We start from the raw sequence: 24,859 nt of genomic DNA, 5'->3' as shown, positions 1-24,859 counted from the left end.
CTCTCAGCCGTCAGCTCTTGCGGTGCCCTATCAGCCGCGGCTTCGGCTCCAGTCCGTCCAGGCCGTGCCACGCCAGGTTCACCAGGTGCGCCGCCACCTCCGCCTTCTTCGGGCGGCGCACGTCCAGCCACCACTGGCCGGTCAGCGCCACCATGCCGACCAGCGCCTGCGCGTACAGCGGGGCCAGCTTGGCGTCGAAGCCGCGGCTCTTGAACTCGCGGCCCAGGATGTCCTCCACCTGGGTGGCGATGTCCGAGATGAGCGAGGCGAAGGAGCCCGTCGACTGCGGGATGGGGGAGTCGCGGACGAGGATGCGGAAGCCGTCCGTGTACTCCTCGATGTAGTCCAGGAGCGCGAAGGCGGCCTGCTCGCACAGCTCCCGCGGGTGGCCGGCGGTCAGCGAGCCGGTCACCATGTCGAGCAGCCGCCGCATCTCGCGGTCCACGACGACCGCGTACAGGCCCTCCTTGCCGCCGAAGTGCTCGTAGACCACCGGCTTGGAGACCCCGGCCTTCGCCGCGATCTCCTCCACGGAGGTGCCCTCGAAACCCTTCGCCGCGAAGAGGGTGCGGCCGATCTCCAGCAACTGCTGGCGGCGCTCGGCACCGGTCATCCGGGTGCGACGCGCTCGCCGCGGCTTCTCGTTGCTTGGGGTGCTGCTGGAGTCGGTCGCCACGGCGTCAATCATGCCGCCTTCGCCGTCTCCTTCCGGCGGCGGGCGCCGTCTTGATCCGTGTTGCGGCGCGAATCGATACGCGAGCGTGACGGCCAGCGCACGTCGTACGCCCACCCCAGCTGCTCGAACCAGCGGATCAGCCGCGCGGAGGAGTCCAGCTGCCCGCGCATCACCCCGTGCCGCGCCGAGGTCGGGTCCGCGTGGTGCAGGTTGTGCCAGGACTCGCCGCAGGACAGGACCGCCAGCCACCAGACGTTGCCCGAGCGGTCCCGGGACTTGAAGGGGCGCTTGCCCACGGCGTGGCAGATCGAGTTGATCGACCAGGTCACGTGGTGCAGCAAGGCCACCCGCACGAGTGAACCCCAGAAGAACCCGGTGAACGCGCCCCACCAGGACATCGTGACCAGTCCGCCGATCAGCGCGGGCAGTGCCAGGGACACCACGGTCCACAGGATGAACTGGCGGGAGACCGCCCGCAGCGCGGGGTCCTTGATCAGGTCCGGCGCGTACTTCTCCTGCGACGTCTGCTCCTCGTCGAACATCCAGGCGATGTGCGCCCACCACAGGCCCTTGATCAGGGCGGGCACCGTCTCGCCGTACCGCCACGGCGAATGCGGGTCGCCCTCGTCGTCGGAGAACTTGTGGTGCTTGCGGTGGTCGGCCACCCAGCGGACCAGCGGCCCCTCGACCGCCATCGAGCCCGCGATCGCCAGCGCGATCTTCAACGGCCGCTTCGCCTTGAAGGAACCGTGGGTGAAGTGGCGGTGGAACCCGATGGTGATGCCGTGGCAGCCCAGGAAGTAGAAGAAGACCAGCAGCCCCAGGTCCAGCCAGCTCACGCCCCAGCCCCACGCCAGCGGCACCGCCGCCACCAGCGCGAGGAACGGAAGGGTGATGAACAGCAGCAGCGTGATCTGCTCGATCGACCGCTTCTGCTCACCGCCCAGCGTGGCGGAGGGCGCCGCGGCGTCGCCGGCGGGCTGCGGAGCGTCTGGGATCACATCGGAACTCGTGGTCATGCGCGTCCCCTGTGGGGTCGAGGGTGGGGTCGTGTGGTGTGGCCGGTGCCGGGCTGCGGGAACCATGCACGGTTTTCCTACGGTTCCGTAACCTACGGCGACGTAAGTATGGCAGTGCGTGGCCGCGCGGCAAGAGCCCCAGAGCCTGCGCGTCCTGGCCGACACCTATCCTGGGAGTCGGTCGGACAGCGCGGTCCGCTCTGATTACTTCCCGGACGTCCGGCCCGGTAAGCGGCGCCCGCCGCGCGAGACGGCCGTCCGGGTTCCCTCCCAGACGAGCTTCAACACTGCAAGGAGCCGCACCTGTGAGCAGTGCCGACGACCAGACCACCATGACGACCAGCAGCGAGCTGCGCGCCGACATCCGCCGACTGGGTGATCTCCTCGGGGAGACCCTGGTCCGGCAGGAGGGCCCCGAGCTGCTGGAACTCGTCGAGAAGGTACGCCGACTCACCCGAGAGGACGGCGAGGCCGCCGCCGAACTGCTGCGCGGCACCGAACTGGAGACCGCCGCCAAGCTCGTCCGCGCCTTCTCCACCTACTTCCACCTCGCCAACGTCACCGAGCAGGTCCACCGCGGCCGCGAGCTGGGCGCCAAGCGCGCCGCCGAGGGCGGACTGCTCGCCCGTACGGCCGACCGGCTGAAGGACGCCGACCCCGAGCACCTGCGCGAGACGGTCCGCAACCTCAACGTGCGCCCGGTCTTCACGGCGCACCCCACCGAGGCCGCCCGCCGCTCCGTCCTGAACAAGCTGCGCCGTATCGCGGCCCTCCTGGACACCCCGGTCAACGAGTCGGACCGGCGCCGCCTGGACACCCGCCTCGCCGAGAACATCGACCTGGTCTGGCAGACCGACGAGCTGCGCGTGGTGCGCCCCGAGCCCGCCGACGAGGCCCGCAACGCCATCTACTACCTCGACGAGCTGCACCTGGGCGCCGTCGGCGACGTCCTCGAAGACCTCACCGCCGAGCTGGAGCGGGCCGGCGTCCAGCTCCCCGACGACACCCGCCCCCTCACCTTCGGCACCTGGATCGGCGGCGACCGCGACGGCAACCCCAACGTCACCCCCCAGGTGACCTGGGACATCCTCATCCTCCAGCACGAGCACGGCATCAACGACGCCCTGGAGATGGTCGACGAGCTGCGCGGCTTCCTGTCCAACTCCATCCGCTACGCCGGTGCGACGGACGAACTGCTCGCCTCGCTCCAGGCCGACCTGGAGCGGCTCCCCGAGATCAGCCCCCGCTACAAGCGCCTCAACGCCGAGGAGCCCTACCGGCTCAAGGCCACCTGCATCCGGCAGAAGCTGGAGAACACCAAGCAGCGCCTCGCCAAGGGCACCGCCCACGAGGACGGCCGCGACTACCTCGGCACCGCCCAGCTCATCGACGACCTGCGTATCGTCCAGACCTCGCTGCGCGAACACCGCGGCGGCCTCTTCGCCGACGGCCGCCTGGCCCGTACCATCCGCACCCTGGCCGCCTTCGGCCTCCAGCTCGCCACCATGGACGTCCGCGAGCACGCCGACGCCCACCACCACGCCCTCGGCCAGCTCTTCGACCGGCTCGGCGAGGAGTCCTGGCGCTACGCCGACATGCCCCGCGAGTACCGCACCAAGCTCCTCGCCAAGGAGCTGCGCTCCCGCAGGCCGCTGGCCCCCACCCCGGCGCCCGTCGACGCGCCCGGCGAGAAGACCCTCGGCGTCTTCCAGACCGTCCGCCGCGCCCTGGAGGTCTTCGGCCCCGAGGTCATCGAGTCCTACATCATCTCCATGTGCCAGGGCGCCGACGACGTCTTCGCCGCGGCGGTGCTGGCCCGCGAGGCCGGACTGATCGACCTGCACGCCGGCTGGGCCAAGATCGGCATCGTGCCGCTCCTGGAGACCACCGACGAGCTGAAGGCCGCCGACACCATCCTGGAGGACCTCCTCGCCGACCCCTCCTACCGGCGTCTGGTCGCCCTGCGCGGCGACGTCCAGGAGGTCATGCTCGGCTACTCCGACTCCTCCAAGTTCGGCGGCATCACCACCAGCCAGTGGGAGATCCACCGCGCCCAGCGCCGCCTGCGCGACGTCGCCCACCGCTACGGCGTCCGGCTGCGCCTCTTCCACGGCCGCGGCGGCACCGTCGGCCGCGGCGGCGGCCCCACCCACGACGCCATCCTCGCCCAGCCCTGGGGCACCCTGGAGGGCGAGATCAAGGTCACCGAGCAGGGCGAGGTCATCTCCGACAAGTACCTCATCCCGGCCCTCGCCCGGGAGAACCTGGAACTGACCGTCGCGGCCACCCTCCAGGCCTCCGCCCTGCACACCGCGCCCCGCCAGTCCGACGAGGCCCTCGCCCGCTGGGACGCCGCGATGGACGTCGTCTCCGACGCCGCCCACACCGCCTACCGGCACCTGGTCGAGGACCCCGACCTGCCCACCTACTTCGTGGCCTCCACCCCGGTGGACCAGCTCGCCGACCTGCACCTGGGCTCGCGGCCCTCCCGCCGCCCCGGCTCGGGCGTCTCGCTCGACGGACTGCGCGCCATCCCGTGGGTGTTCGGCTGGACCCAGTCCCGGCAGATCGTCCCCGGCTGGTACGGCGTCGGCTCCGGCCTCAAGGCGCTGCGCGAGGCGGGCCTGGACACCGTCCTGGCCGAGATGCACCAGCAGTGGCACTTCTTCCGCAACTTCATCTCCAACGTCGAGATGACCCTCGCCAAGACCGACCTGCGCATCGCCCAGCACTACGTCGACACCCTCGTCCCGGACGAGCTCAAGCACGTCTTCGACACCATCAAGGCCGAGCACGAACTCACCGTCGCCGAGGTCCTGCGCGTCACCGGCGAGAGCGAACTGCTGGACGCCGACCCGGTCCTCAAGCAGACCTTCACCATCCGCGACGCCTACCTCGACCCCATCTCCTACCTCCAGGTCGCCCTCCTCGGCCGCCAGCGCGAGGCCGCCGCGGCGAACGAGGACCCGGACCCGCTCCTCGCCCGAGCCCTCCTCCTCACCGTCAACGGCGTAGCGGCCGGCCTCCGCAACACCGGCTGACGCGCCGCCCGCCCCGACTGCGGGCAGTCGTGCCGCCCCCCCCGGCTGCGGGCAGTCGTGCCGCTGGGGCGGCACGGGTGGGCGCAGGCGGTACCCCGTAAGCGCCGGGCAGCGCGACCCACCCCCGCCCCACTCCGGCGCCCCGCACGGGAAAACACCGGTGCCCCCGAGCTCGTACAAGAGCCCGGGGGCACCCTCACGTCGTACGCGAAAACCGCGAAAACCTCACACCGCGAAGAACGCCGCCGTCAGCAGCACAACCCCCGCCCCCGCCATCCCCCACGCCACCCGCGTCCGCCGCAGCCCCCCGGCCACCACCACCGACGCCAACAACAACGCCCCACCCAACGGCACCCACGCGTACAGCACCCCGGCCGGCCCCGACCGCACCACCTCGTCACCGCCGGGCTTCACCACCACCGAGTACGTCCGCCCCTTCGCCACCGCGACCGAGTCCTCGATGACGACCCGCTCGCGCGGCTGCGACCCCGCCGACACCGGCGAGTACGGGCCGCTGCACGAACCGTCGGCGCAGCGCGTCACCTCGACCGTGCCCCGCTCCCGCCCCTTGGTCAGCAGCACGTGCTGCGCGGTCCCCCAGGACGCCCACACACCCGCGATCAGGATCAGCGCCGCGACCGTACCCATCGACGCGACCCGGCCGAACCGCAGCACTGCGGACGAGGCCTGACGGGGACGGGCGGCGGCGGAGGCAGGCATGGCCGGGATCATTGGCCATACCTACACGCCCGGTCAACTCACCCGTGCACCATCGACGGACAAGTCAGGAGTTGTACGCGCTCTGCGCCCGCTCCAGACCCTCGATCACCAGGGCCTCCACCGCGTCGGCCGCCCGGTCGACGAAGTAGTCCAGCTCCTTGCGCTCCGTCGAGGAGAAGTCCCGCAGCACGAAATCCGCCACCGGCATCCGCCCCGGCGGCCGCCCGATCCCGAACCGCACCCGGTGGTAGTCCGGGCCCAGCGACTTCGTGATCGACTTCAGGCCGTTGTGCCCGTTGTCCCCGCCGCCCAGCTTCAGCCGCAGCACGCCGTAGTCGATGTCCAGCTCGTCGTGCACCGCCACGATGTTGCCGACCGGGACCTTGTAGAAGTCCCGCAGCGCCGTCACCGGACCGCCCGACACGTTCATGAACGACATCGGCTTCGCCAGGATCACCCGCCGGTTCGCCGGCCCCGGCGGACCGATCCGCCCCTCGACCACCTGCGCCTGCGCCTTGCCGTGCCGCTTGAAACGCGCCCCGATCCGCTCCGCCAGCAGGTCCGCCACCATGAAGCCGACGTTGTGCCGGTTCGAGGCGTACTCGGGGCCCGGATTGCCGAGGCCGGCCACCAGCCACGGAGCGCCCGCGTCCGTCGTCACGTCCATGTCTCCTTCGTGTCCCTCGTACCCGTCCGTACCCGTCCACACATACGCGTCGGCCGCTGCCCCGCACGGGAACAGCGGCCGACCACACGATGACCGTCGGGGAGGATCAGGCCTCCGCGGCCGCCTCGCCCTCGCCCTCGCCCTCGGCCGGGGCCTCCTCCGCCTGCGCGGACAGGACCTGCAGCACCACGGTGTCGCCGTCCACGTCCAGCTTCACGCCGGACGGCAGCGCGATGTCCTTGGCGTGGATCGAGGCACCGGCCTCCAGACCCGCCACCGACACGGTGACCTGCTGCGGGATGTGCGTGGCCTCGGCCTCGACCGGCAGCGCGTCCAGGACGTACTCCAGCAGGAACCCGCCCGGGGCCAGCTCGCCCTCGGCCTGCACCGGGATCTCCACCGACACGGTCTCGCCGCGCTTCACCAGCAGCAGGTCCACGTGCTCCAGGAAGCCCTTGATCGGGTCACGCTGGACCGACTTCGGGATCGCCAGCTCGTTGGTCTTGCCGTCGATGTCCAGCGCGATCAGCACGTTCGACGTACGCAGCGCCATCAGCAGCTCGTGACCCGGCAGGGTCAGGTGCAGCGGGTCCGAACCGTGGCCGTACAGAACGCCGGGGACCTTGTTGTCACGACGGATACGACGCGCGGCGCCCTTGCCGAACTCGGTACGGGACTCGGCGGTGAGCTTCACCTCGGCCATGATCACTCCTCGTAGAAAGACAGAAAACGGACGTGGTCACCCGGCCACGAACGGCCTGCTACGAAGAGCGCGTCGATAACGGACAGCCACACCCGCGAACACGGGTACGGCCTCCCTCGCCGAGCAACTTCAGCAGTCTACTCGGAGAGGAAGGCCGTACCCAAAACGATCAGACAGGCGGGGCAACAACTGCAGAACGGTTACTGCACGGACCGCACGACGCTCACTGCTCGTCGAACAGGCTCGTCACCGAACCGTCCTCGAACACCTCACGCACCGCACGCGCGATCGTCGGCGCGATCGACAGCACCGTGATCTTGTCCAGCTCCAGCTCGCTCGCCGACGGCAGCGTGTTCGTGAACACGAACTCGCCCACCTTCGAGTTCTTCAGCCGGTCCGCCGCCGGACCCGACAGCACACCGTGCGTCGCCGTCACGATGACGTCCTCCGCACCGTGCGCGAACAGCGCGTCCGCCGCCGCGCAGATCGTGCCACCCGTGTCGATCATGTCGTCGACCAGGACGCAGATGCGCCCCTTCACGTCACCCACGACCTCGTGCACCGTGACCTGGTTCGCCACGTCCTTGTCACGCCGCTTGTGCACGATCGCCAGCGGCGCGCCCAGACGGTCGCACCAGCGGTCCGCGACCCGCACCCGGCCCGCGTCCGGCGAGACCACCGTCAGCTTCGAACGGTCCACCTTCGCGCCCACGTAGTCCGCCAGCAGCGGCAGCGCGAACAGGTGGTCCACCGGGCCGTCGAAGAAGCCCTGGATCTGGTCCGTGTGCAGGTCCACGGCAAGGATCCGGTCCGCACCCGCGGTCTTCATCAGATCCGCGATCAGACGCGCCGAGATCGGTTCACGTCCACGGTGCTTCTTGTCCTGCCGCGCGTAACCGTAGAACGGCACGATGACGGTGATGGAGCGGGCCGACGCGCGCTTCAACGCGTCGATCATGATCAGCTGCTCCATGACCCACTTGTTGATCGGGGCCGTGTGGCTCTGGATCAGGAAGCAGTCCGCACCGCGCGCCGACTCCTGATACCGCACATAGATCTCACCGTTGGCGAAGTCGAAGGCCTTCGTCGGGACGACCCCGACACCCAGCTGCTGGGCGATCTCCTCGGCAAGCTCGGGGTGTGCGCGGCCGGAGAAGAACATCATCTTCTTCTCGCCGGTCGTCTTGATCCCGGTCACAGCACTTTCTCCTCAGAGGTTCGCAGCTGAGCTCATGGGCGCTCTCCCGACTGGCCGCGGGGGCGTCTCAGCTGGTGGGGTGCGGATGTGCACTTATCACGGTACGCCGTGTTCGACGCGCCGGTTTCCAGTCAGTCTTCGCCGCCCGCCTCGCGGGACACCGCCTCGGCCGCCTTCGCCGCCGCGCTCCCCGGACGCTTCCGGGCCACCCAGCCCTCGATATTCCGCTGCTGGCCACGGGCCACGGCCAGCGAACCGGGCGGCACGTCCTTCGTGATCACCGAGCCGGCGGCGGTGTAGGCACCGTCCCCGACCGTGACAGGAGCCACAAACATGTTGTCCGAACCCGTACGGCAGTGCGAGCCGATCGTCGTGTGGTGCTTGTCCTGCCCGTCGTAGTTCACGAACACACTCGCGGCACCGATGTTCGTGAAGTCACCGATCGTCGCGTCACCCATGTACGAGAGGTGCGGAACCTTCGTCCCCTCACCGATCGACGAGTTCTTCGCCTCGACGAACGTACCGATCTTCGACTTGAGCCCGAGCCGGGTACCCGGCCGCAGATACGCGTACGGGCCCACCGACGCCTGCGGACCCACATGGGCGCCGTTGGCCACCGTGTTGTCCACCCGCGCCCCCGCCTCCACCCGCGTGTCCGTGAGCCGCGTGTTCGGCCCGACCTCGCAGCCCTCGGCGAGATGCGTGGCGCCGTGCAGCTGAGTACCCGGGTGGACGACCACGTCCTGCTCGAACGTCACCGTCACGTCCACCCACGTCGTCGCCGGGTCCACCACCGTCACGCCGGCCAGCATCGCCCCGGTCAGCAGCCGGTCGTTGAGGATCCGGCGCGCCTCGGCGAGCTGCACGCGGTTGTTGATCCCCGCGATCTCCCGGTGGTCCCCGGCCACCGACGCGCCGACCCGGTGCCCCGCCTCGCGCAGGATCCCGAGCACGTCCGTGAGGTACTCCTCGCCCTGGCTGTTGTCCGTGCGCACCTTGCCCAGCGCGTCCGCGAGCAGCTGCCCGTCGAAGGCGAAGACGCCCGAGTTGATCTCCCGGATCGCCCGCTGCGACTCCGAGGCGTCCTTGTGCTCCACGATCGCCGTGACGGCACCCGAGGCCCCGTCCCGCACGATCCTCCCGTACCCCGTCGCGTCCGGCACCTCGGCCGTCAGCACGGTGACGGCGTTCCCGTCGGAGGTGTGCGTGGCGGCGAGCGCCCTGAGCGTCTCGCCGGTGAGGAGGGGAGTGTCCCCGCAGACGACCACGACGACCCCGTCCACGGCACCGCCCAGCGCCTCAAGACCCATCCGCACGGCGTGCCCGGTGCCGTTCTGCTGCTCTTGGACGGCGGTGCGTACGTCGGGGGCGACCTCGGCGAGGTGCGCGGTGACCTTCTCGCGGGCGTGCCCCACGACGGCGACCAGGTGCTCGGGGTCCAGCTCACCGGCGGCGGCGAGCACGTGCCCCACGAGGGACCGGCCGCACAGCTCGTGCAGGACCTTGGGTGTGGCCGACTTCATACGGGTGCCCTCACCCGCTGCGAGAACGACGACGGCTGCCGGGCGAATGGCGCTCACGGGATGCCCTTCGGCTGTTGAGGAGGTGGGGACATCCGCAGGATACCGGGGCGGTTTGTGGGGGACATGAGTGCGGGCCCTGACTGTGGAGTCAGGGCCCGAACCGAGCATGGCTCCCCCGCCAGGACTCGAACCTGAAATACATCGTCCAAAGCGACGCGTGTTGCCGATTACACCACGGGGGATTACCGGGTGCAGCCTACGCGGTTCGCCGCTTGGCCTCCACCACCATGCCAGACCACCAGCCTTCGATGCGACGGTACAAATCGGCTCCTCCGCGGACATCGACGCGGAGGCAGCCGTAGTAGGTCTCGCCAGTGTTCTTGCGGTTCGTGCCGGGGTTGTGCTTCTTCAGCGTCGTCTTGAGAAGCGCTGCTTGTTCAATGCCCACATGGTCTGTCCAGAACTGCTCGGCGCCTGCCACGTCGGCGGTCTCGTGGATGTGCACGGCGAACTTGAGGCGCCCCGGCTCAACGCGGAGCAGGCGCAGCCAGGCGAGGAAGAGCGTGATCATGTCGGGGTCGCTGTTGACAAAGGTGACCCGCTCCTGTCGCCGGTACGGCTTGCTCTTGGCGCCTTCGGCCCAGTAGAGACCCACGCCCACCAGGAACAGCTCCCGGTCGGTCACCTGCGCGATCTCCTGAGTTGCTACCTGCTTGGTTCGCTGACGGTCCTCTTCTCGAAGGCGCAGCGTCGCCTCCCAGCCGCGCTTTGCGATCGCCGAAGCTTCCTCACGTGTCCGTTTCCGCCGCTCCGGCTTCGGTAAGTCCCGTACCCAGAGCGAGATGGAACTCTTGCTGCACCCCAGCTCCACCTGAATCTGGTCGTACGTCCAGCCCTGGAGCCGTAGCTCCCGTGCCCGGTCCCTCAGGTCGTCCTTCGCGTTCGGGCGCTTCGTCCACTCCGGGGGCGGCTCGCCCTCCAGGAGCCGGTTGAGGATGTCGTTGTTGTCGACGTGCAGTCGGTCGCGGATCTGGCGTCGGCTGAGCCCCTCGCGCCGCAGCGCGACCGCCCGCTCCCGCAGCCCTTCGAAATCCGCGTACTTGTTCTGTGAACGTGCCATGGGCATACCGTCCGGCCGGAATCCTCGGCTCCGGTGGTGAACGGCATGGGGTTCACCAGTTCGAGGGATATCGCGTCGTATCGTTTGTCGAAAGTCACCGGAAAAGGGGCGGTCGGCGCCCGTAGGCTGGAGGCATGACCACGACGGGGGAAGACCACGTACCGGCCCGGGGTGGGCCTTGGTGGTGGGACAGGCGGCGCGGTGCGGTGCTCGATGTGAGCCTCGGGGCCGTGTCCGCGCTGGAGTGCGCGGCGGAGGGGGTTCCGTTCGCGCGGGACGCCGGGATTCCGTTGGCGATGGGGGTGGTGTTCGGCCTGTTGGCCGGTTCGGTGCTGGTGGTGCGGCGCAAGTGGCCGATCGCGGTGGTGCTGGTGGCCCTCGCCATCACGCCGGCCGAGATGGGCTTCCTGATGGGCGTCGTCGGCCTGTACACGCTGGCGGCCTCGGAGCTGCCGCGGCGGATCATCGGGGCCCTGGCCGGGATGACGTTCCTGGGGACGCTGGTCGTCACGTTCGTGCGGCTGGGGCAGGACATGGCGCGGGACGGTCTGGAGCTGGGGGACTGGTTCCTTCCGTTCGCGTCGATCGCGACGTCGCTGGGGATGACCGCGCCGCCGTTGCTGCTGGGGCTGTACGTGGGGCAGCGGCGCCGGCTGATGGAGAGTCTGCGGGAGCGGGCGGACAGCCTGGAGCGTGAGTTGCAGTTGCTCGCGGAGCGGGCGGAGGAGCGCGCGGAGTGGGCGCGGGGTGAGGAGCGGACGCGGATCGCGCGGGAGATGCACGACGTGGTGGCGCACCGGGTGAGTCTGATGGTGGTGCATGCGGCGGCGTTGCAGGCGGTGGCGCGGAAGGACCCGGAGAAGGCGGTGAAGAACGCGGCCCTGGTGGGGGACATGGGGCGGCAGGCGCTGACGGAGCTGCGGGAGATGCTCGGGGTGCTGCGCAGTGGCGGGGACGGTGCGCGGGCCGAGCGGGCGTCGGTGCCGCTGGCCGCGGTGGGGGTGGCCGCCGCCGCGGCCGCGTCGCGGGCGGCGGAGGACGGGGAGCCGTCCTCGGAGGGGCCGTGCCTGTCGGAGCTGGACGAGCTGATCGGGCAGTCGGAGGCGGCCGGGATGGTCGTGAACCTGTCCGTGGAGGGGGCGGAGCGTTCGTATGCGGCGGAGGTGGAGTCGACGGCGTTCCGGGTGGTGCAGGAGGCGCTGACGAACGTGCACAAGCACGCGGCGGGCGCGAAGACGCATGTGCGGCTGGCGCACCGGGTGTCGGAGATCGCGATGCAGGTGGAGAACGAGCCGCCGCCGGAGGCCTCGGCGGCGTCGTCGGCGCGGTTGCCGTCGGGGGGCAACGGGCTGGTGGGGATGAAGGAGCGGGTGGCCGCGCTGGGGGGCGTGTTCGTGTCGGGGCCGACCGACGCCGGGGGTTTCCGGGTGTCGGCGGTGATTCCGGCGTCGTAGCCGGTCCGGTCGTCGGGCTCTCGCGTCAGCCGGTCGTGGTGAGGCGGGGCGGCTGGGTCCCGGCGACGAGGGTGGCGAGGGCGGTGTCGATGGTGGCGCCGAGGTACCAGTCGCCGGTGTGGTCCAGGGCGTAGACGCGGCCTTCGGCGTCGATGGCGACGAGGGCCTGGCTGTCGGTCTCGGTGCCGAGCGGGCAGGTCTGGGTGTCGAGGGCGCGGCCGAGGTCGCCGAGGGTGCGGGCCATGTGGAGGCCGTGCAGGGGGTCCAGGTGCAGGGTGGCGGGGGCGATCTGGCGGCCGGGTCCGGTGGGCGCGATGTGCAGGCCGCCGAATTCGGCCCAGGCCTCCACGGCGGCGGGGAAGACGGTGTGGCGGTGTCCCGCGGGTGAGCTGTGTTCGCGCAGGGTGTCGGCCCAGATCTCGGCCTGCTTGATGTCCCAGCGTCCCGGCTGCCAGCCGGCGTCGCGCAGTGCGGCGTCGACGGGGACGGGGAAGCGGGTGGTGGAGGTGCGGTCGGCTTGCATCGGCCCTTGGTTCGTTTCGGTCGGCTGGTTCGGCGCGATCTGCGCGATCTGCGCGATCTGTTCGCTCTGCTCGGTCAGTCCTTCTCCGTCGCGGGGTCGACGACGCGGACGCCGAAGTGTGCGCTGAGGGCGGTGCAGGCGCGGCACGGTGCGGCGAAGGCGCCGTGGAGGGGGTCGCCGTCCTCGCGGATGCGGCGGGTGGTGAGCTTGGCGTGCTTGAGTGCCTTGCGGGCTTCGCCGTTGGTCATGGGTTTTCGTGCGGCGCGTTTGCTGCGGGCGGCGTCCGCGGTGGCCAGGTGCCGTGAGATGAGGATCGTCTCGGCGCAGCGGCCGGTGTAACGGTCTCGTTGGCCGCTGGTGAGGGTGTCGAGGAAGTCCTGCACGAGGTGGTGCAGCGCGGGCGGCGTGTCGGCGCGCGTCGCGGTGCCGGTGAGGGTGGTGCCGCGTACGGAGAGGGCGGCGGCGACGGTCGGGAGTATGCCGTCGCGGCGGTGCCGGAGGGTGGGGGTCCGGAGGGTGTCGGTGCTGCTCCAGCCGATGCGTGGGTCGCCGCCGCGGGGGTCGTCGGACCGCCCGGTGTCGGGTCCCGCCTGTGTCGCACTCATGATCGTCTTCCCCTCCTGAGCATCCCCCCGAAGGTCACAGAGTGCCAAATCCCGGGGCTCCTGCGGAAGCTGGGGCGGGGTGACACGCCCGGGTATGGGCGGTGTGTCACGGGAGGGTGACGGCTGGTCACGGAAGTGGAGGTGCCGCGTGCCGGGTGCGGGGTCCGGCGCCGGTGACCCCTCTCGCCGTACCGCATAGGCTGTCGGCACCGCGCTCGCACGCGGTGAATCCAGACAGTGCAGGCAGATCAGACAGATCTGGCAGCAGACAGACGCCGCAGGGGGCAACCGCCATGACGACAGGTCGGCTCGGGCAAGCAGCCGCGCCGCCGAACGCGGCCTATGCCGGGCAGGTCGTGCATTTCCCGGATCCGGTGCGTGCGGCCCGTCACCCGAGAGGGGTACGGGTGGACGCGGGTGGTTACCCCGAGTTCTCGCCGTACGCCCGTGCGGTCGCGGAGATCGCGGACCCGCCGGAGGGGTTCGGGGTCGACGAGCTGCGGCTCACGGACTACGTGTCGGCGAACGCGGCCCTGTCGGCCTCGGGGCACGAGCTGTGGGACACGGTGCCCGCGGTGGCGACGCCGCACGGCTGGACGTGGCACCACGTGGCCGGTTCGCGGCGCATGGAGCTGGTTCCGGTCGAGGTGAAGGCGCTGCTGCGCCACCACGGCGGGATCTCGACGGCGGTGGTGGACCAGGGCAAGCGCGGCACGCGGCCGCTGCAGGAGACGCGTCCCGTGCACTTCGGTCTACCGAAGTCGGGTGTGGCCGTCACGGAGCAGCAGGTGCAGGGCGTCGAGGAGGACCTCGGGTACCGGCTGCCGGGCGCCTACCGTTCGTTCCTGAAGGCGGCGGGCGGTTGTGCGCCGGTGGGTACGGCGCTCGACGCGGAGCTGGGGCTGCTGGTGGACCAGCCGTTCTTCACGGTGCGTGAGGAGGCGGCGGTCAACGACCTGGTCTATGTGAACAAGTGTCTGCGGGACCATCTGACGAAGGACTACCTGGGCGTCGCCTTCGTCCAGGGCGGTCTGCTCGCGGTGAAGGTGAAGGGCGAGCGGATCGGTTCGGTGTGGTTCTGCGCCTACGACGACGTGCGGGACGTGGACCCGTCGTGGCCGCCGGCGGATCGGGTGGAGCGGCTGCTGCTGCCCTGCGGTGCGGACTTCGACGCGTTCCTGTCCCGGCTGGCGGGTTCCCCGCCGGAGCTGGAGACGGTGGCGAACCTGATGGTGGACGGCGGCTTCGCGCGTGCGGTGCCCGTGACGGCGGTGTCCTCGGCGACTTCGGCGGCTTCGGCGTCTTCGGTGGGGGAGTGAGCTGACGATGGTGACGTTCGCGCAGGCGCAGGAGCGCGCGGAGGAGTGGGTCAACGGCGAGCTGCCGGCGTACCAGCACCGCGAGGTGCGGGTGCGGGAGTTCGACCTCGGGTTCGTGGTGTGGGCCGAGGACCGTGCGGACGGTCCCCGTTCGGACGGGGGCGCGCAGCGGCTGGTGATCGCCCGGGACAGTGGCGAGGCGACGCTGTGGCCGTCGCTTCCGGTGGGCGAGGTGATCCGCCGGTACGAGGAGGAGTACGGCCGTCCCGAGGAGGCGCAGGCGCCGGCCGCGGCGCCCGCGGCGCGGGTGGACCTGAATCAGACGTCCTTCCTGCTGAGTCCGCCGGAGTGGTTGCAGGAGGCGGCGGACCGGATCGGCATTCCGGATCGCCGGCGGGGCGACGGCGGGGGCGGTGGCACCGGAGGCGGTGACACCGCGGGCGCGGGCGGTCCCGGCGGTGCGCTTCCGCAGACGCAGGCCGGGGTGCCCTCGGCTCCCGCGGCGTCGGGGCCGTCTCCCGCGGAGGGTTCGTCCGGGAGCGGTGCGGGGTGGCCGGCGGCGGGCTCCGGCTCGTCCGCCGGTGGCTCCGGCGCGGGTGCGGGCGCGTCCGGTGCGCCGGGTGCGCCGGGTGCGCCGTATGCCCCGGGTGCGCCGAGTGTTCCGGGTGCGCCAAGTGCGCCAAGTGTGCCGGATGCGTCGAGTGCGCCGGGTGCGCCGAGTGCGCCGGGTGCGCCCGCCGGGGCGACGCCCTGGGCCGGGACGGACACCAACGCGGACGCCGGTGAGGACCGTTCCGTACCGCTGCCGCAGACCGTGTTCGCGCCGCCGTTGAGCGGTGTCGACGACGACACGCCGCCGCCCTCGACGACGCCGGACGCCAAGACGGCGCTGATGTCGGGCGGCAGCCGGCTTCCGCCGACGGCGCTCTCGCCGGCGATCGGCGACCCGAACGCGCCCGGCGCGCCCGCCGGGGCGGGTACACCGCCGCCCGCGGCCCCGACTGCGCCCCCGGCCCAGCCGCCCGCCGGTCCCGGCGTGCCCGCCACGCCGCCCCGGCCGCTCGCGCCGGACGCCGGGGACATCGCCGACGCCGCGACCAGCAAGGCGACGCCTCCGCCGCGCCGTGGCGGTGGCTCGTCCACGCCGCCGCCGCCGAGCGCCCCGGGGGTGCCGGGCGCGCGCCCGGGGAGCACGCCGGCGCCGTCGGGGACGCCCGCGCCGGGTACCCCGGCGGGCGGCTACGTGCCGACGCAGCTGGTGTCGTCGCTCGGTCCCGAGGGCCCGGGCGGCCCGGGCACGCCGCCTCCGCCCAGTGCTCCGGGCACACCGCCCGCGCCGGGTGCGACGCCGCCGCCGAGCGCTCCGGGGACCCCGCCGCCGCCGAGCGCACCGAACGCGCCGGGAGGGACGCCGCCGGGCGGGATGCACCACGCCGCCACGATGCTGGCCGACCCGGGCCGGACGGGCGGCGGTGCCCCCCAGCCCCCCGGTCCCCCCGGACCGCCCAATCCCCCTGGCCCGCCCGGGCCTCCCGGTGCCCCCGCCGCTCCAGGGGCGCCGGGCGCTCCGGGTGCGCCGAGCGTGCCTTCCGGTCCCGGCATGCCGCCGCCTCCCCCGGCCGCTCCGGGTGCGCCCGGTGCGCAGGGTTCCGCGGGGGGCGCGGGCGGTGCCGTGCACCACGCGCAGACCGTGCTGGCCGCGCCCTCCCTGGGCGGTCCCGGCGGCATCGGCGCGCCCCCGCCCCCGCCCGGCGCCGTCCCCGCCCCACCCGGCGCCGTACCGCCGCCGCCCGGGCAGCCCGTGCCGGGGCAGCCGCCGGCGTACGGCTATCCGCCGCAGCCCACCGGTCAGCCGACCGTCGGGCCCGGCTACCAGGCCGTGCTGCGCTACCGCGCCCAGGACGGCTCCGAGCAGCAGCTGATCCGGCGTTCCGCGCCGGGTACGCCGCACCCGGAGTGGCAGATGTTCCACGAGCTGCGCTCCATGAACGTGCCGCCGGACCAGGTCCTCGAACTGCACACCGAGCTGGAGTCGTGCGAGCTGCCGGGCGCGTACTGCGCGCGGATGATCCGGGAGCAGTGGCCGCAGGCGCGGATCACCTCGATCGCGCCGTACGGCCTGGACCACGCGAGCCGGCAGCAGGGCATGCGGCAACTGCTGGCGCACCAGGGCGAGCTGCACCAGGTGGCCGACGGGCCGGCGCGTCCGGCGCCGGTGCGCGCTCCGCTGCCGCAGGTGCAGCCCGCGCCGCCGGTTCCGCCGGAGGCCGTCGGGCAGGAGCTGGCCGGCGCGTTCGGCCCGGGGGTCTTCCGGTTCGAGCAGGCCGCGGTGTCCCGGCAGGGGGTGCCGCCGGTCGTGGCGCACACGCTGGTGGCCGCGGGGCTGCCGATGGACATGGGGCCGTTCTTCTGGGCGCAGGCCCAGCCGGGGCGGCCGGTGCCGACGCTGGCGGAGCTGGCGGCCGAACGCGGTGTGCAGCCGGCCTCGGACGCGGGTTCGTACCTCGTCGTGGGCAGCGACTTCGGCCGGGCGATCTGTGTGCAGTACGGCACGGCGGCCATCGTGGCGGTCCCGGTGGAGGCCGGTCCGGGCGGTGCGCCCGTGCCGCCGCAGTTCGTGAACACGGGGCTGCCGGAGTTCGCGCGCTGCCTGGCGCTGCTGGGCCGGATGTGGCGGCTCAGGTTCGGTCTGAACCAGGAGCAGGCGGGTCGCTGGACGCTGGACTTCCAGGCGCAGCTGGCCGCGCTGGACCCGGCGGCGCTCGGCTCGCCGGAGAGCTGGTGGTCCGTGCTGCTGGAGCAGATGTGGGACGGGCTGCTGTGAGGCGTCCGCGCCGCTGACGTACCCGACGGGCGGGGCCCGGTCGACCTGTGAGTCGACCGGGCCCCGCCCTTTTGTGTGCGGTGTGTCGGATTATGTGGGCTTACGTCTGATCCATAAAGTCGGTCAGGTCCGTGTAGGTCCGTGTGATGCGGCAGGTTCACCACAAGCGGGACACACAGGGTGAACAGAGGGGTGATGGGCATGAGCGGTGCATCGGCGTCTCCCCACGGTTTCGCGACCGTACGCGGGCGTGAGCGCGGTTACCGTCCGGAGCAGGTCGAGGCGTGCGCCGCGGCCCTCTCCGAGGAGCGCGACGCGGCCTGGGAGCGGGCCGCCCGGCTCACCGTGCTGGCCAGGGAGATGGAAGAGGACCTGGGAGACCTGGAGGAGGTGGTCGCGCAGCTCACCTCGCAGGACTACGAGGTGCTGGGGGAGCGGGCGCGGGAGCTGTTCCGGCTCGGCGAGGAGGAGGCCGCGGCGGTGCGCGAGCGGGCGCGCGGTGCCGCGCAGGGGCTGGTGGAGGAGGCGCGGGCGTACGCGGACGGCGTGCGGGAGGCGGCCCGGGCGCACGCCGACGCCGTACGGGCCGAGGCCGACGAACGGGCCCGGCAACTGCTGCTCGCGGCGCGCGCGGAGGCGGACGAGGCGCGGATCGGAGCGCGGCGCGAGGTGAAGGAGGGGCGCGCGGAGGCGTTGTCCGCGCTGCGCGAGATGCGCAGGCGCACCGCCGGGACGGCCGCCGAGCAGAGCAGGGAACTGGCCGAGCGGTGGGCCGCCGCGGAGCGGACCGAGGAGGAGCGCGGGCGGGCCCTGGACGCCCACCACGCGGAGCTGGTGGCGCGCGCGGAGCAGGGAGTGCGCGAGGCGGAGCAGGAGCTGGCCGACGCCGGGGAGGCGGCCGGGCGGCGGCAGGAGGAGGCCCGGGACCGGGCGGCCGAGGTGGCCGCCGAGGCCCGGGCACGTCGTGAGCGCATCGCCCGCGACACGGAACGGGTGCTGCGCGAACACGGAGAGCGGTGGGACGAGTTGCAGGCCCACATGGCCTCCGTACGCAGCAGCCTCCATGCGCTGACGGGGCGCGCGGTGGAGGTGGAATGACGCCCACGCCGTGAGCCTGCTGAGTACGCCCACGCCGTGAGTCTGCTGACTACGGCGCGCCGTGTCCCCCTGCGTACGGCGTGCCGTGTCCCGCCGCCTGCCGTGCCGTCAGTCCCCCCTGCGTACCGCGCCCGCCAGGATCCAGCTCTCCACCGCCTCGTAGTGCCGGCGCTGCTCCTGCGCCTTGCGCCGGCCGGAGAGCATCGTGCCGAGCCAGCCGCAGGCGAAGCCCAGCGGGATGGAGACCAGGCCCGTCGTGGTGAACGGGAACCAGTTGAAGTCGGCCTCGGGAAAGGCGGCCACCGGCGAGCCGGAGACCAGGTTGGTGCCCGGCATCAGCAGCAGTACGGCCAGCGAGCCCCCGATCAGGGTGCAGAGCAGTCCGGCCCGTGTGTAGCGGCGCCAGAAGAGGCCGTAGACCAGGGCGGGCGCGATGGCCGAGGCGCCCAGGCAGAAGGACAGGGTCACCAGCGGCTGGAGGCTGCGGTGCTGGACGAGGGTGGCCAGGACGATCGCCGGGATGCCGACGGCCAGGGCGGAGACGCGGGCGAGGGTCATCTCGCGGCGCGGTGACATCTCCTGCACGCGGGCGGCGAAGACGTCGTGGGCCAGGGAGTTGGCGCAGGCGAGGATCATGCCGCCGACGGAGGCGAGGAGGGTGAGGAAGACGGCCGTGGTGACGGTGGTGAACAGGAACGTTTCCGCGGTGGAGACCTGCGCGCCGAAGGCCGCCTGCGAGCCCAGCAGGTAGGCGGTGTTGCCCTGCGGGTCGATCCCGGCGACGGCCGCCCGCCCCACCAGCGCCGTCGCGCCGAAGCCGATCACCGTGACGACCAGCACGAACAGCGCCACGCCGGACACCGCCCAGGACATCGAGCGGCGCACCTGGCGGGCGGAGGAGGCGGTGTACATGCGCATGGTGACGTGGGGGAGGCAGGCGCCGCCGAGGACGACGGTGAGCTGCGAGGAGATCATGTCCGCGTCCGGGTGCGGGCCGCCCGCGAACTGGAGGCCGGAGTTCAGGAACGCCGAACCCACGCCGCTGTTGTCCGCCGCCGCGTCGAACAGCGCGGCGGGGTCCCAGTCGAAGCGGTGCAGGATCAGCGCGGCGACCACCAGGCCGGAGCCGAGCAGCATCACGATCTTGAGGATCTGGATGAGGGCGGTGCCCTTCATCCCGCCGATCGCCGCGTAACTGATCATCAGCGCGCCCAGGCCGATGATGCAGCCGGTCTGCAGGGACGCGCCGGAGAAGCCGAGGACGAAGGCGAGCAGTTGGCCGGCGCCCGCGAGCTGCACCAGCATCAGCGGCAGCAGCGCGGCGAGGGTCACGGCGCAGGCCGTCATACGGACGGCGCGGCCCGGCATCCGGCGGGCGAGCGCGTCGCCCATGGTGAACCGGCCCGCGTTGCGCAGGGGTTCGGCCAGCAGGAACATCAGCAGCATCAAGGACAGCGCGGTGCTCAGCGCCAGGACGACGCCGTCGTGGCCGAAGAGGGCGACGACACCGCCCGTGCCGAGCACGGACGCCGCCGAGATGTAGTCGCCGGCGATCGCGAGGCCGTTGCGCATGGGCGACAGGGAGCCGTACCCGGTGTAGAACTCGTCGAGGTCGTCCCGGTCCGGGCCGGTCATCACGCACAGCAGCAGCGTGACGGTGGCGACGGCGGTGAAGCCGACCAGGGACATCGTCTGGGCGTTGCCGCTGAACTCCGTCACCGTCCCGCCCCCCGCCGCGCGTCCAGCTCGGCCTCCTTGCGGATCCGGTCCGCGAGCGGGTCGACGCGGCGCCGTGCGGTGTGCTCGTACAGCGCGATCGCCAGCCAGGTGACGGGGAGCTGGGCCAGGGCGAGCAGCAGTCCGGTGGGCAGTCCGCCGGCGGCGGTGCCGGTCATCAGCCCGGGCGCGTACGCGGACAGGAGCAGGAAGAGGGTGAAGTAGCCGAGCGCGGCGAGCGTGGCGGTGCGCCGCTGCCGGCGGTAGGCGCTGCGCAGGATCCGCAGGTCGCTGTGGCGGCCCAACGGGTCGCGGCGGGAGGCACGGTGGGCGTGGGACGTCGGCGCGTACGGCGGAGGGGGCGGGGACGAGGACGAGGACGGGGTTGGTGGTGGTGGGCGGTGCGGGTACGACGGGGACGGGTCGTAGGACATCCCGGTTCTCCTTGCGCGGCTAGGGTCCGAGCGGTGGACCGCAGGAGGTGGGGGGCGGGAGCCAGGCACGTTACTCGCGGGTTGGGAAGCACGCTGCGTTTTCGCCGAACTGGTCGGTCGGTATGTGCACGGGTGGACGCCCGGTGCGTCTCAGGGTGGAGGGCGACCCCTAGACGCACTCCACCGAAGGGTGGACTGCCCTTAGGGGTACCTCCGTACTACGGGTCGGGGAGGGTTCGTACCGACGGAGGACGAGACGGGGCCGGTGGCGTCCTTAATCTGGCTTTACGCCGCTGGGGGGCGGTGAACCGGACCCACGGGGGTGGGGTTTTCCTCAGTAAAAGACTGCGCTGAACACCAGCGCGGCCGGCCCCCGGTTCCGGACAGACTCTTCGAGACAGCAGCGAGGCACCTGCGCGGCGGTACGGCCGCCGCGCCGGGCACCGGCGGCTCACTCGATGACCGACATAGGAGACTTGACATGACATCGGCCGTAAGTATTCCCACGCACGGGAGCACTGGAGGGCGTACGGCCGTTGCCGCGCGAGCGCGGCAGGTCGTGAAGGCCTATGGATCGGGCGAGACCCGGGTGGTCGCCCTCGACCACGTGGACGTGGACATCGCGCGCGGCCAGTTCACCGCGATCATGGGCCCCTCGGGGTCCGGCAAGTCCACGCTGATGCACTGCCTGGCCGGCCTGGACACCGTCACCGGCGGGCAGATCTACCTCGACGAGACCGAGATCACCGGCCTGAAGGACAAGAAGCTCACGCAGCTGCGCCGGGACCGGATCGGCTTCATCTTCCAGGCGTTCAACCTGCTCCCGACGCTCAACGCGCTCGAGAACATCACGCTGCCCATGGACATCGCCGGCCGCAAGTACGACCGCGCGTGGCTGGACCGCGTCGTGGAGACCGTGGGGCTCGCCGGGCGGCTCAAGCACCGGCCCACCCAGCTCTCCGGCGGCCAGCAGCAGCGGGTCGCGGTGGCCCGGGCCCTGGCCGCCCAGCCCGAGATCATCTTCGGTGACGAGCCGACCGGAAACCTGGACTCGCGCGCCGGTGCCGAAGTGCTCGGCTTCCTGCGCCGGTCGGTCACCGAGCTGGGCCAGACCATCGTGATGGTCACCCACGACCCGGTGGCCGCCAGCTACGCGGACCGGGTGCTGTACCTCGCCGACGGCCGGATCGTGGACGAGATGTACCAGCCCACCGCCGAAGCCGTCCTCGACCGCATGAAGGACTTCGACGCCCGGGGGCGCACGTCATGACCGTCGTGAAGACCTCGATGCGCAACTTCTTCGCGCACAAGGGCCGCATGGCGCTCTCGGCGGTGGCGGTGCTGCTGTCGGTGGCGTTCGTCTGCGGCACCCTGGTGTTCACCGACACGATGAACACCACCTTCGACAAGCTCTTCGCGGTCACCTCCTCGGACGTGTCGGTGGCCCCGAAGGACGTCAAGGCCGAGGACACCCCGCAGAACGGGGTGCCCGAGTCGCTGCCCGCGTCGACGCTGGAGAAGATCCGCTCGGTCGACGGCGTGGAGTCCGTCGAGGGCGCGGTCGTCTCGATGAACGTGACCGTCGTCAACTCCGACAACGACAACGTCGGGGCCACCAGCGGCGCCCCCACCATCGCGGGGAACTGGACCAAGAACGACCTGCGGTCCATGGAGATCACCTCGGGCCACGCCCCGCGCGGCCCGACCGAGACGATGGTCGACTCCGACACCGCCGACAAGCACGACCTGAAGATCGGCGACGAACTGCGCACCATCGCGCAGACCGGCGACTTCAAGGCGAAGATCGTCGGCATCGCCTCCTTCACCGTGACCAACCCCGGTGCCGCGGTCGTCTACTTCGACACCGCCACCGCCCAGCGTGAACTGCTCGGCGGCGCGGACCGGTTCAGCCAGTTCAACGTCACCGCCGCCGCCGGTGTCACCGACGCGCAGCTCAAGCGGAACGTGTCCGGGGCCCTGGACGACGGCACGTTCAAGATCCAGACGGCCAAGGAGGCGTCCGACGAAGGCCGCGCGGACGTCGGCGAGTTCATGGACGTCATCAAGTACGCCATGCTCGGCTTCGCCGGGATCGCGTTCCTGGTCGGCATCTTCCTGATCATCAACACCTTCTCCATGCTGGTCGCCCAGCGCACCCGCGAGATCGGCCTGATGCGGGCCATCGGCTCCTCCCGCCGACAGGTCAACCGCTCGGTGCTGGTCGAGGCGCTCCTCCTCGGCGTGGTCGGCTCGGTCCTCGGTGTCGCGGCCGGTGTCGGCATCGCCATCGGCCTGATGAAGCTGATGTCGGCGGCGGGCATGAACCTGTCCACCGACGACCTCACTATCAAGACGGCGACCCCCGTGACCGGCCTGATCCTCGGCGTCGTCGTCACCGTCCTGGCCGCCTACCTGCCGGCCCGCCGGGCCGGGAAGATCTCCCCGATGGCCGCCCTGCGCGACGCCGGTACCCCGGCCGACGCCAAGGCGGGCTGGATACGCGGCCTGATCGGCCTGGTGCTCACCGGCTCCGGCGTCGCCGCCCTGCTCACGGCCGCCTCCGCCGACAAGGCGAGCGACGGCTCGATGATGCTCGGCGCGGGCATCGTGCTCTCCCTCATCGGCTTCGTCGTCATCGGCCCGCTGCTGGCCGGGTTCGTGGTGCGGGTGATCAGCGCGGTGCTGCTGCGGGCCTTCGGTCCCGTGGGCCGCCTGGCCGAGCGCAACGCCCTGCGCAACCCGCGCCGTACCGGTGCCACCGGCGCCGCCCTGATGATCGGCCTCGCACTGGTCGCCTGCCTCTCCGTCGTCGGTTCCTCCATGGTCGCCTCGGCCACCAGCGAGCTGGACAAGACGGTCGGCGCGGACTTCATCGTCCAGGGCAACCAGCGGATCGTGCCGCAGGCCGAGAAGGCCATGACCGACACCCCCGGCCTGGAGCACGTCACCCGCTACAAGGTGCTCGACGCCACGCTGACCTCGCCCGACGGCAAGACGGACGACGACGGCGTCACGGCCGCCGACCCCACCTACGCCGAGGACGTGCGCCGCGCGACGACCGAGGGCAAGCTCTCCGCCGCCTACGGCACCGACGCCATGTCGGTCGGCTCGGACTACGCCGAGAAGCACGGCGTGCACGTCGGCGACACCGTCTCCGTCGCATTCAAGGGCGGCGAGACCGCGAAGCTCAAGGTCGCCGCGATCACCAGCGACGACGTGGCCATCGACCAGGGCGCCCGGTACATCAGCATCGAGACGATGGAGAAGTACCTGCCGGCCGAGAACGTCCCGCCGAACATGATCATGTTCGCCAAGGCGAAGGACGGCCAGGCCGACCAGGCGTACGCCGCGCTGAAGAAGTCGCTGGACGCCTACCCGCAGTACCAGGTGGCCGACCAGACCGACTACAAGCAGGAGCTGAAGGACCAGATCGGCCAGCTGCTGAACATGGTCTACGGCCTGCTCGCCCTGGCGATCATCGTCGCCGTCCTCGGTGTGGTGAACACCCTGGCCCTGTCGGTGGTCGAGCGGACCCGGGAGATCGGCCTGATGCGGGCCATCGGCCTCTCCCGCCGCCAGCTGCGCCGCATGATCCGCATGGAGTCCGTCGTCATCGCCCTCTTCGGTGCCCTGCTCGGCCTCGGCCTGGGCATGGGCTGGGGCGCCACGGCCCAGAAGCTGCTCGCCCTGGAGGGGCTGAACGTCCTGGACATCCCCTGGCCGACGATCATCGGGGTCTTCATCGGCTCGGCCTTCGTGGGCCTGTTCGCCGCCCTGGTCCCGGCCTTCCGGGCGGGCCGGATGAACGTCCTGAACGCCATCGCGACGGAGTAGCCCCAGACCCGACAGCCACCGCACACGGGGGTTGCGGAGGAGGGCCCGGCGCCGACGTCCCAGAGGGACGAAAGCGCCGGGCCTTTTACGCGGCGGGACCGAACTGCCGCTTTCCCCTGCTCCCCCGAGCTACTTCCCCCCGAGTCTCTGCCTCCGAGTCTCTGCTTCCTGCGCGAGCCCTCCGTTCCCATCCCCGGAGCCCCCCCAAGTCTCTGCCCCCCGAGCCTCCGCCTCCTGCGCGAGCCCTCCGCTCCCACCTCCGCCCTCCCCGAGCCTCCGCCCTCCCCGAGCCTCCGCCCTCCCCGAGCCTCCGCCCTCCCCGAGCCTCCGCCCTCCCCGAGCCTCCGCCCTCCCCGAGCCTCCGCCCTCCCCGAGCCTCCGCCCT

The 24,859-nt window shown here is 71.8% G+C and carries 19 protein-coding genes and 1 tRNA gene; 7 read left to right on the top strand and 13 right to left on the bottom strand.

All coding sequences use genetic code 11. The annotated features are described in order from the left end of the window. Window positions 1–10 precede the first annotated feature (10 nt). Both ACFV9J_RS39190 and ACFV9J_RS39185 read right to left on the bottom strand, forming a co-directional pair. Entirely contained in the window at window positions 11–688 is a 678-nt protein-coding gene (locus ACFV9J_RS39190; protein WP_007450660.1) for a TetR/AcrR family transcriptional regulator, read from the bottom strand. Beyond that, window positions 685–1,695, bottom strand: a complete 1,011-nt coding sequence (locus ACFV9J_RS39185) for an acyl-CoA desaturase (RefSeq protein ID WP_385362815.1) — start codon at window positions 1,693–1,695, stop codon at window positions 685–687. The genes ACFV9J_RS39190 and ACFV9J_RS39185 overlap by 4 nt, the downstream gene beginning before the upstream one ends. Window positions 1,696–2,000: 305 nt before the next feature. Between ACFV9J_RS39185 and ppc the strand changes: the two genes are divergently transcribed. Beyond that, window positions 2,001–4,736 carry a phosphoenolpyruvate carboxylase gene (gene ppc, locus ACFV9J_RS39180; RefSeq protein ID WP_385362813.1) on the top strand — a complete coding sequence of 912 codons (2,736 nt, stop codon included), beginning with the start codon at window positions 2,001–2,003 and terminating at the stop codon, window positions 4,734–4,736. A gap of 225 nt (window positions 4,737–4,961) precedes the next feature. Here ppc and ACFV9J_RS39175 read toward each other — a convergent pair whose 3' ends face one another. The 7 genes from ACFV9J_RS39175 to ACFV9J_RS39145 all read right to left on the bottom strand — a co-directional run bounded on the left by ACFV9J_RS39175 (window position 4,962) and on the right by ACFV9J_RS39145 (window position 10,667). After that, the gene (locus ACFV9J_RS39175; RefSeq protein WP_385362811.1) at window positions 4,962–5,468 is read right to left on the bottom strand and encodes a hypothetical protein; all 507 of its coding nucleotides are present in this window, start codon (window positions 5,466–5,468) and stop codon (window positions 4,962–4,964) included. A 52-nt stretch (window positions 5,469–5,520) separates the two neighbouring features. Further along, complete coding sequence (gene pth, locus ACFV9J_RS39170) at window positions 5,521–6,123, bottom strand: aminoacyl-tRNA hydrolase (RefSeq protein WP_142199449.1); 603 nt, start codon at window positions 6,121–6,123, stop codon at window positions 5,521–5,523. Between the two features lie 106 nt (window positions 6,124–6,229). Further along, entirely contained in the window at window positions 6,230–6,826 is a 597-nt protein-coding gene (locus ACFV9J_RS39165; RefSeq protein ID WP_385362809.1) for a 50S ribosomal protein L25/general stress protein Ctc, read from the bottom strand. 223 nt (window positions 6,827–7,049) lie between these two features. Next, window positions 7,050–8,024: a ribose-phosphate diphosphokinase gene (locus ACFV9J_RS39160; RefSeq protein WP_385362807.1), complete on the bottom strand. Its 975-nt coding sequence runs from the start codon at window positions 8,022–8,024 to the stop codon at window positions 7,050–7,052. Between the two features lie 131 nt (window positions 8,025–8,155). Beyond that, window positions 8,156–9,604, bottom strand: a complete 1,449-nt coding sequence (gene glmU / locus ACFV9J_RS39155) for a bifunctional UDP-N-acetylglucosamine diphosphorylase/glucosamine-1-phosphate N-acetyltransferase GlmU (protein ID WP_385362805.1) — start codon at window positions 9,602–9,604, stop codon at window positions 8,156–8,158. A 110-nt stretch (window positions 9,605–9,714) separates the two neighbouring features. Beyond that, window positions 9,715–9,789: transfer RNA gene (locus ACFV9J_RS39150), tRNA-Gln, on the bottom strand. A gap of 14 nt (window positions 9,790–9,803) precedes the next feature. Continuing rightward, the gene (locus tag ACFV9J_RS39145) at window positions 9,804–10,667 is read right to left on the bottom strand and encodes a hypothetical protein (protein ID WP_385362803.1); all 864 of its coding nucleotides are present in this window, start codon (window positions 10,665–10,667) and stop codon (window positions 9,804–9,806) included. 134 nt (window positions 10,668–10,801) lie between these two features. On the opposite strand from ACFV9J_RS39145, the gene ACFV9J_RS39140 reads away from it, so the two are divergent. Continuing rightward, on the top strand, window positions 10,802–12,121 hold the full coding sequence (locus ACFV9J_RS39140) for a sensor histidine kinase (RefSeq protein WP_385362801.1): 1,320 nt from the start codon (window positions 10,802–10,804) through the stop codon (window positions 12,119–12,121). 25 nt (window positions 12,122–12,146) lie between these two features. Here the strand turns inward: ACFV9J_RS39140 and ACFV9J_RS39135 are convergent, their stop codons facing one another. Continuing rightward, window positions 12,147–12,644, bottom strand: coding sequence for an SUKH-3 domain-containing protein (locus ACFV9J_RS39135; RefSeq protein ID WP_385362799.1), 498 nt, complete (start codon window positions 12,642–12,644; stop codon window positions 12,147–12,149). Between the two features lie 74 nt (window positions 12,645–12,718). Further along, entirely contained in the window at window positions 12,719–13,249 is a 531-nt protein-coding gene (locus ACFV9J_RS39130) for a YwqJ-related putative deaminase (protein WP_385362797.1), read from the bottom strand. Between the two features lie 293 nt (window positions 13,250–13,542). On the opposite strand from ACFV9J_RS39130, the gene ACFV9J_RS39125 reads away from it, so the two are divergent. The 3 genes from ACFV9J_RS39125 to ACFV9J_RS39115 all read left to right on the top strand — a co-directional run bounded on the left by ACFV9J_RS39125 (window position 13,543) and on the right by ACFV9J_RS39115 (window position 18,490). After that, a complete protein-coding gene (locus tag ACFV9J_RS39125; protein WP_385362794.1) occupies window positions 13,543–14,568 on the top strand; it encodes an SMI1/KNR4 family protein in 1,026 nt (341 codons plus the stop codon). A gap of 7 nt (window positions 14,569–14,575) precedes the next feature. After that, complete coding sequence (locus tag ACFV9J_RS39120; protein WP_385362792.1) at window positions 14,576–17,392, top strand: SUKH-4 family immunity protein; 2,817 nt, start codon at window positions 14,576–14,578, stop codon at window positions 17,390–17,392. Between the two features lie 201 nt (window positions 17,393–17,593). Then, window positions 17,594–18,490 (top strand): cellulose-binding protein, encoded by an 897-nt coding sequence (locus ACFV9J_RS39115; RefSeq protein ID WP_385362790.1) that lies wholly within the window; start codon window positions 17,594–17,596, stop codon window positions 18,488–18,490. Between the two features lie 108 nt (window positions 18,491–18,598). On the opposite strand, the gene ACFV9J_RS39110 is transcribed toward ACFV9J_RS39115, so the two are convergent. Beyond that, window positions 18,599–20,179 carry a cation acetate symporter gene (locus tag ACFV9J_RS39110; protein WP_385362834.1) on the bottom strand — a complete coding sequence of 527 codons (1,581 nt, stop codon included), beginning with the start codon at window positions 20,177–20,179 and terminating at the stop codon, window positions 18,599–18,601. A gap of 26 nt (window positions 20,180–20,205) precedes the next feature. Continuing rightward, a complete protein-coding gene (locus ACFV9J_RS39105) occupies window positions 20,206–20,640 on the bottom strand; it encodes a DUF485 domain-containing protein (protein WP_385362788.1) in 435 nt (144 codons plus the stop codon). Window positions 20,641–21,121: 481 nt separating this feature from the next. On the opposite strand from ACFV9J_RS39105, the gene ACFV9J_RS39100 reads away from it, so the two are divergent. After that, on the top strand, window positions 21,122–21,910 hold the full coding sequence (locus tag ACFV9J_RS39100) for an ABC transporter ATP-binding protein (RefSeq protein WP_385362786.1): 789 nt from the start codon (window positions 21,122–21,124) through the stop codon (window positions 21,908–21,910). Next, window positions 21,907–24,474: an ABC transporter permease gene (locus tag ACFV9J_RS39095; protein ID WP_385362784.1), complete on the top strand. Its 2,568-nt coding sequence runs from the start codon at window positions 21,907–21,909 to the stop codon at window positions 24,472–24,474. The genes ACFV9J_RS39100 and ACFV9J_RS39095 overlap by 4 nt, the downstream gene beginning before the upstream one ends. Window positions 24,475–24,859: the final 385 nt, after the last annotated feature.

Source organism: Streptomyces sp. NPDC059906 (genome assembly GCF_042730645.1).
Taxonomy (GTDB): Bacteria; Actinomycetota; Actinomycetes; order Streptomycetales; family Streptomycetaceae; genus Streptomyces; species Streptomyces rubrogriseus.
The sequence above is the reverse complement of the archived record's forward strand: the minus strand, read 5'-3'. Positions and strand labels throughout refer to the sequence as shown.

Coding starts and splice junctions, on each gene's coding strand:
- ACFV9J_RS39120 (WP_385362792.1), top strand. CDS start 14,576: ATGGTGACGTTCGCGCAGGCGCAGGAGCGCGCGGAGGAGTGGGTCAAC.
- ACFV9J_RS39190 (WP_007450660.1), bottom strand. CDS start 688: ATGATTGACGCCGTGGCGACCGACTCCAGCAGCACCCCAAGCAACGAG.
- ACFV9J_RS39115 (WP_385362790.1), top strand. CDS start 17,594: ATGAGCGGTGCATCGGCGTCTCCCCACGGTTTCGCGACCGTACGCGGG.
- ACFV9J_RS39095 (WP_385362784.1), top strand. CDS start 21,907: ATGACCGTCGTGAAGACCTCGATGCGCAACTTCTTCGCGCACAAGGGC.
- ACFV9J_RS39135 (WP_385362799.1), bottom strand. CDS start 12,644: ATGCAAGCCGACCGCACCTCCACCACCCGCTTCCCCGTCCCCGTCGAC.
- ACFV9J_RS39100 (WP_385362786.1), top strand. CDS start 21,122: ATGACATCGGCCGTAAGTATTCCCACGCACGGGAGCACTGGAGGGCGT.
- ACFV9J_RS39145 (WP_385362803.1), bottom strand. CDS start 10,667: ATGGCACGTTCACAGAACAAGTACGCGGATTTCGAAGGGCTGCGGGAG.
- ACFV9J_RS39110 (WP_385362834.1), bottom strand. CDS start 20,179: ATGTCCCTGGTCGGCTTCACCGCCGTCGCCACCGTCACGCTGCTGCTG.
- ACFV9J_RS39185 (WP_385362815.1), bottom strand. CDS start 1,695: ATGACCACGAGTTCCGATGTGATCCCAGACGCTCCGCAGCCCGCCGGC.
- ACFV9J_RS39175 (WP_385362811.1), bottom strand. CDS start 5,468: ATGATCCCGGCCATGCCTGCCTCCGCCGCCGCCCGTCCCCGTCAGGCC.
- ACFV9J_RS39140 (WP_385362801.1), top strand. CDS start 10,802: ATGACCACGACGGGGGAAGACCACGTACCGGCCCGGGGTGGGCCTTGG.
- pth (WP_142199449.1), bottom strand. CDS start 6,123: ATGGACGTGACGACGGACGCGGGCGCTCCGTGGCTGGTGGCCGGCCTC.
- ACFV9J_RS39105 (WP_385362788.1), bottom strand. CDS start 20,640: ATGTCCTACGACCCGTCCCCGTCGTACCCGCACCGCCCACCACCACCA.
- ACFV9J_RS39165 (WP_385362809.1), bottom strand. CDS start 6,826: ATGGCCGAGGTGAAGCTCACCGCCGAGTCCCGTACCGAGTTCGGCAAG.
- ACFV9J_RS39125 (WP_385362794.1), top strand. CDS start 13,543: ATGACGACAGGTCGGCTCGGGCAAGCAGCCGCGCCGCCGAACGCGGCC.
- ACFV9J_RS39130 (WP_385362797.1), bottom strand. CDS start 13,249: ATGAGTGCGACACAGGCGGGACCCGACACCGGGCGGTCCGACGACCCC.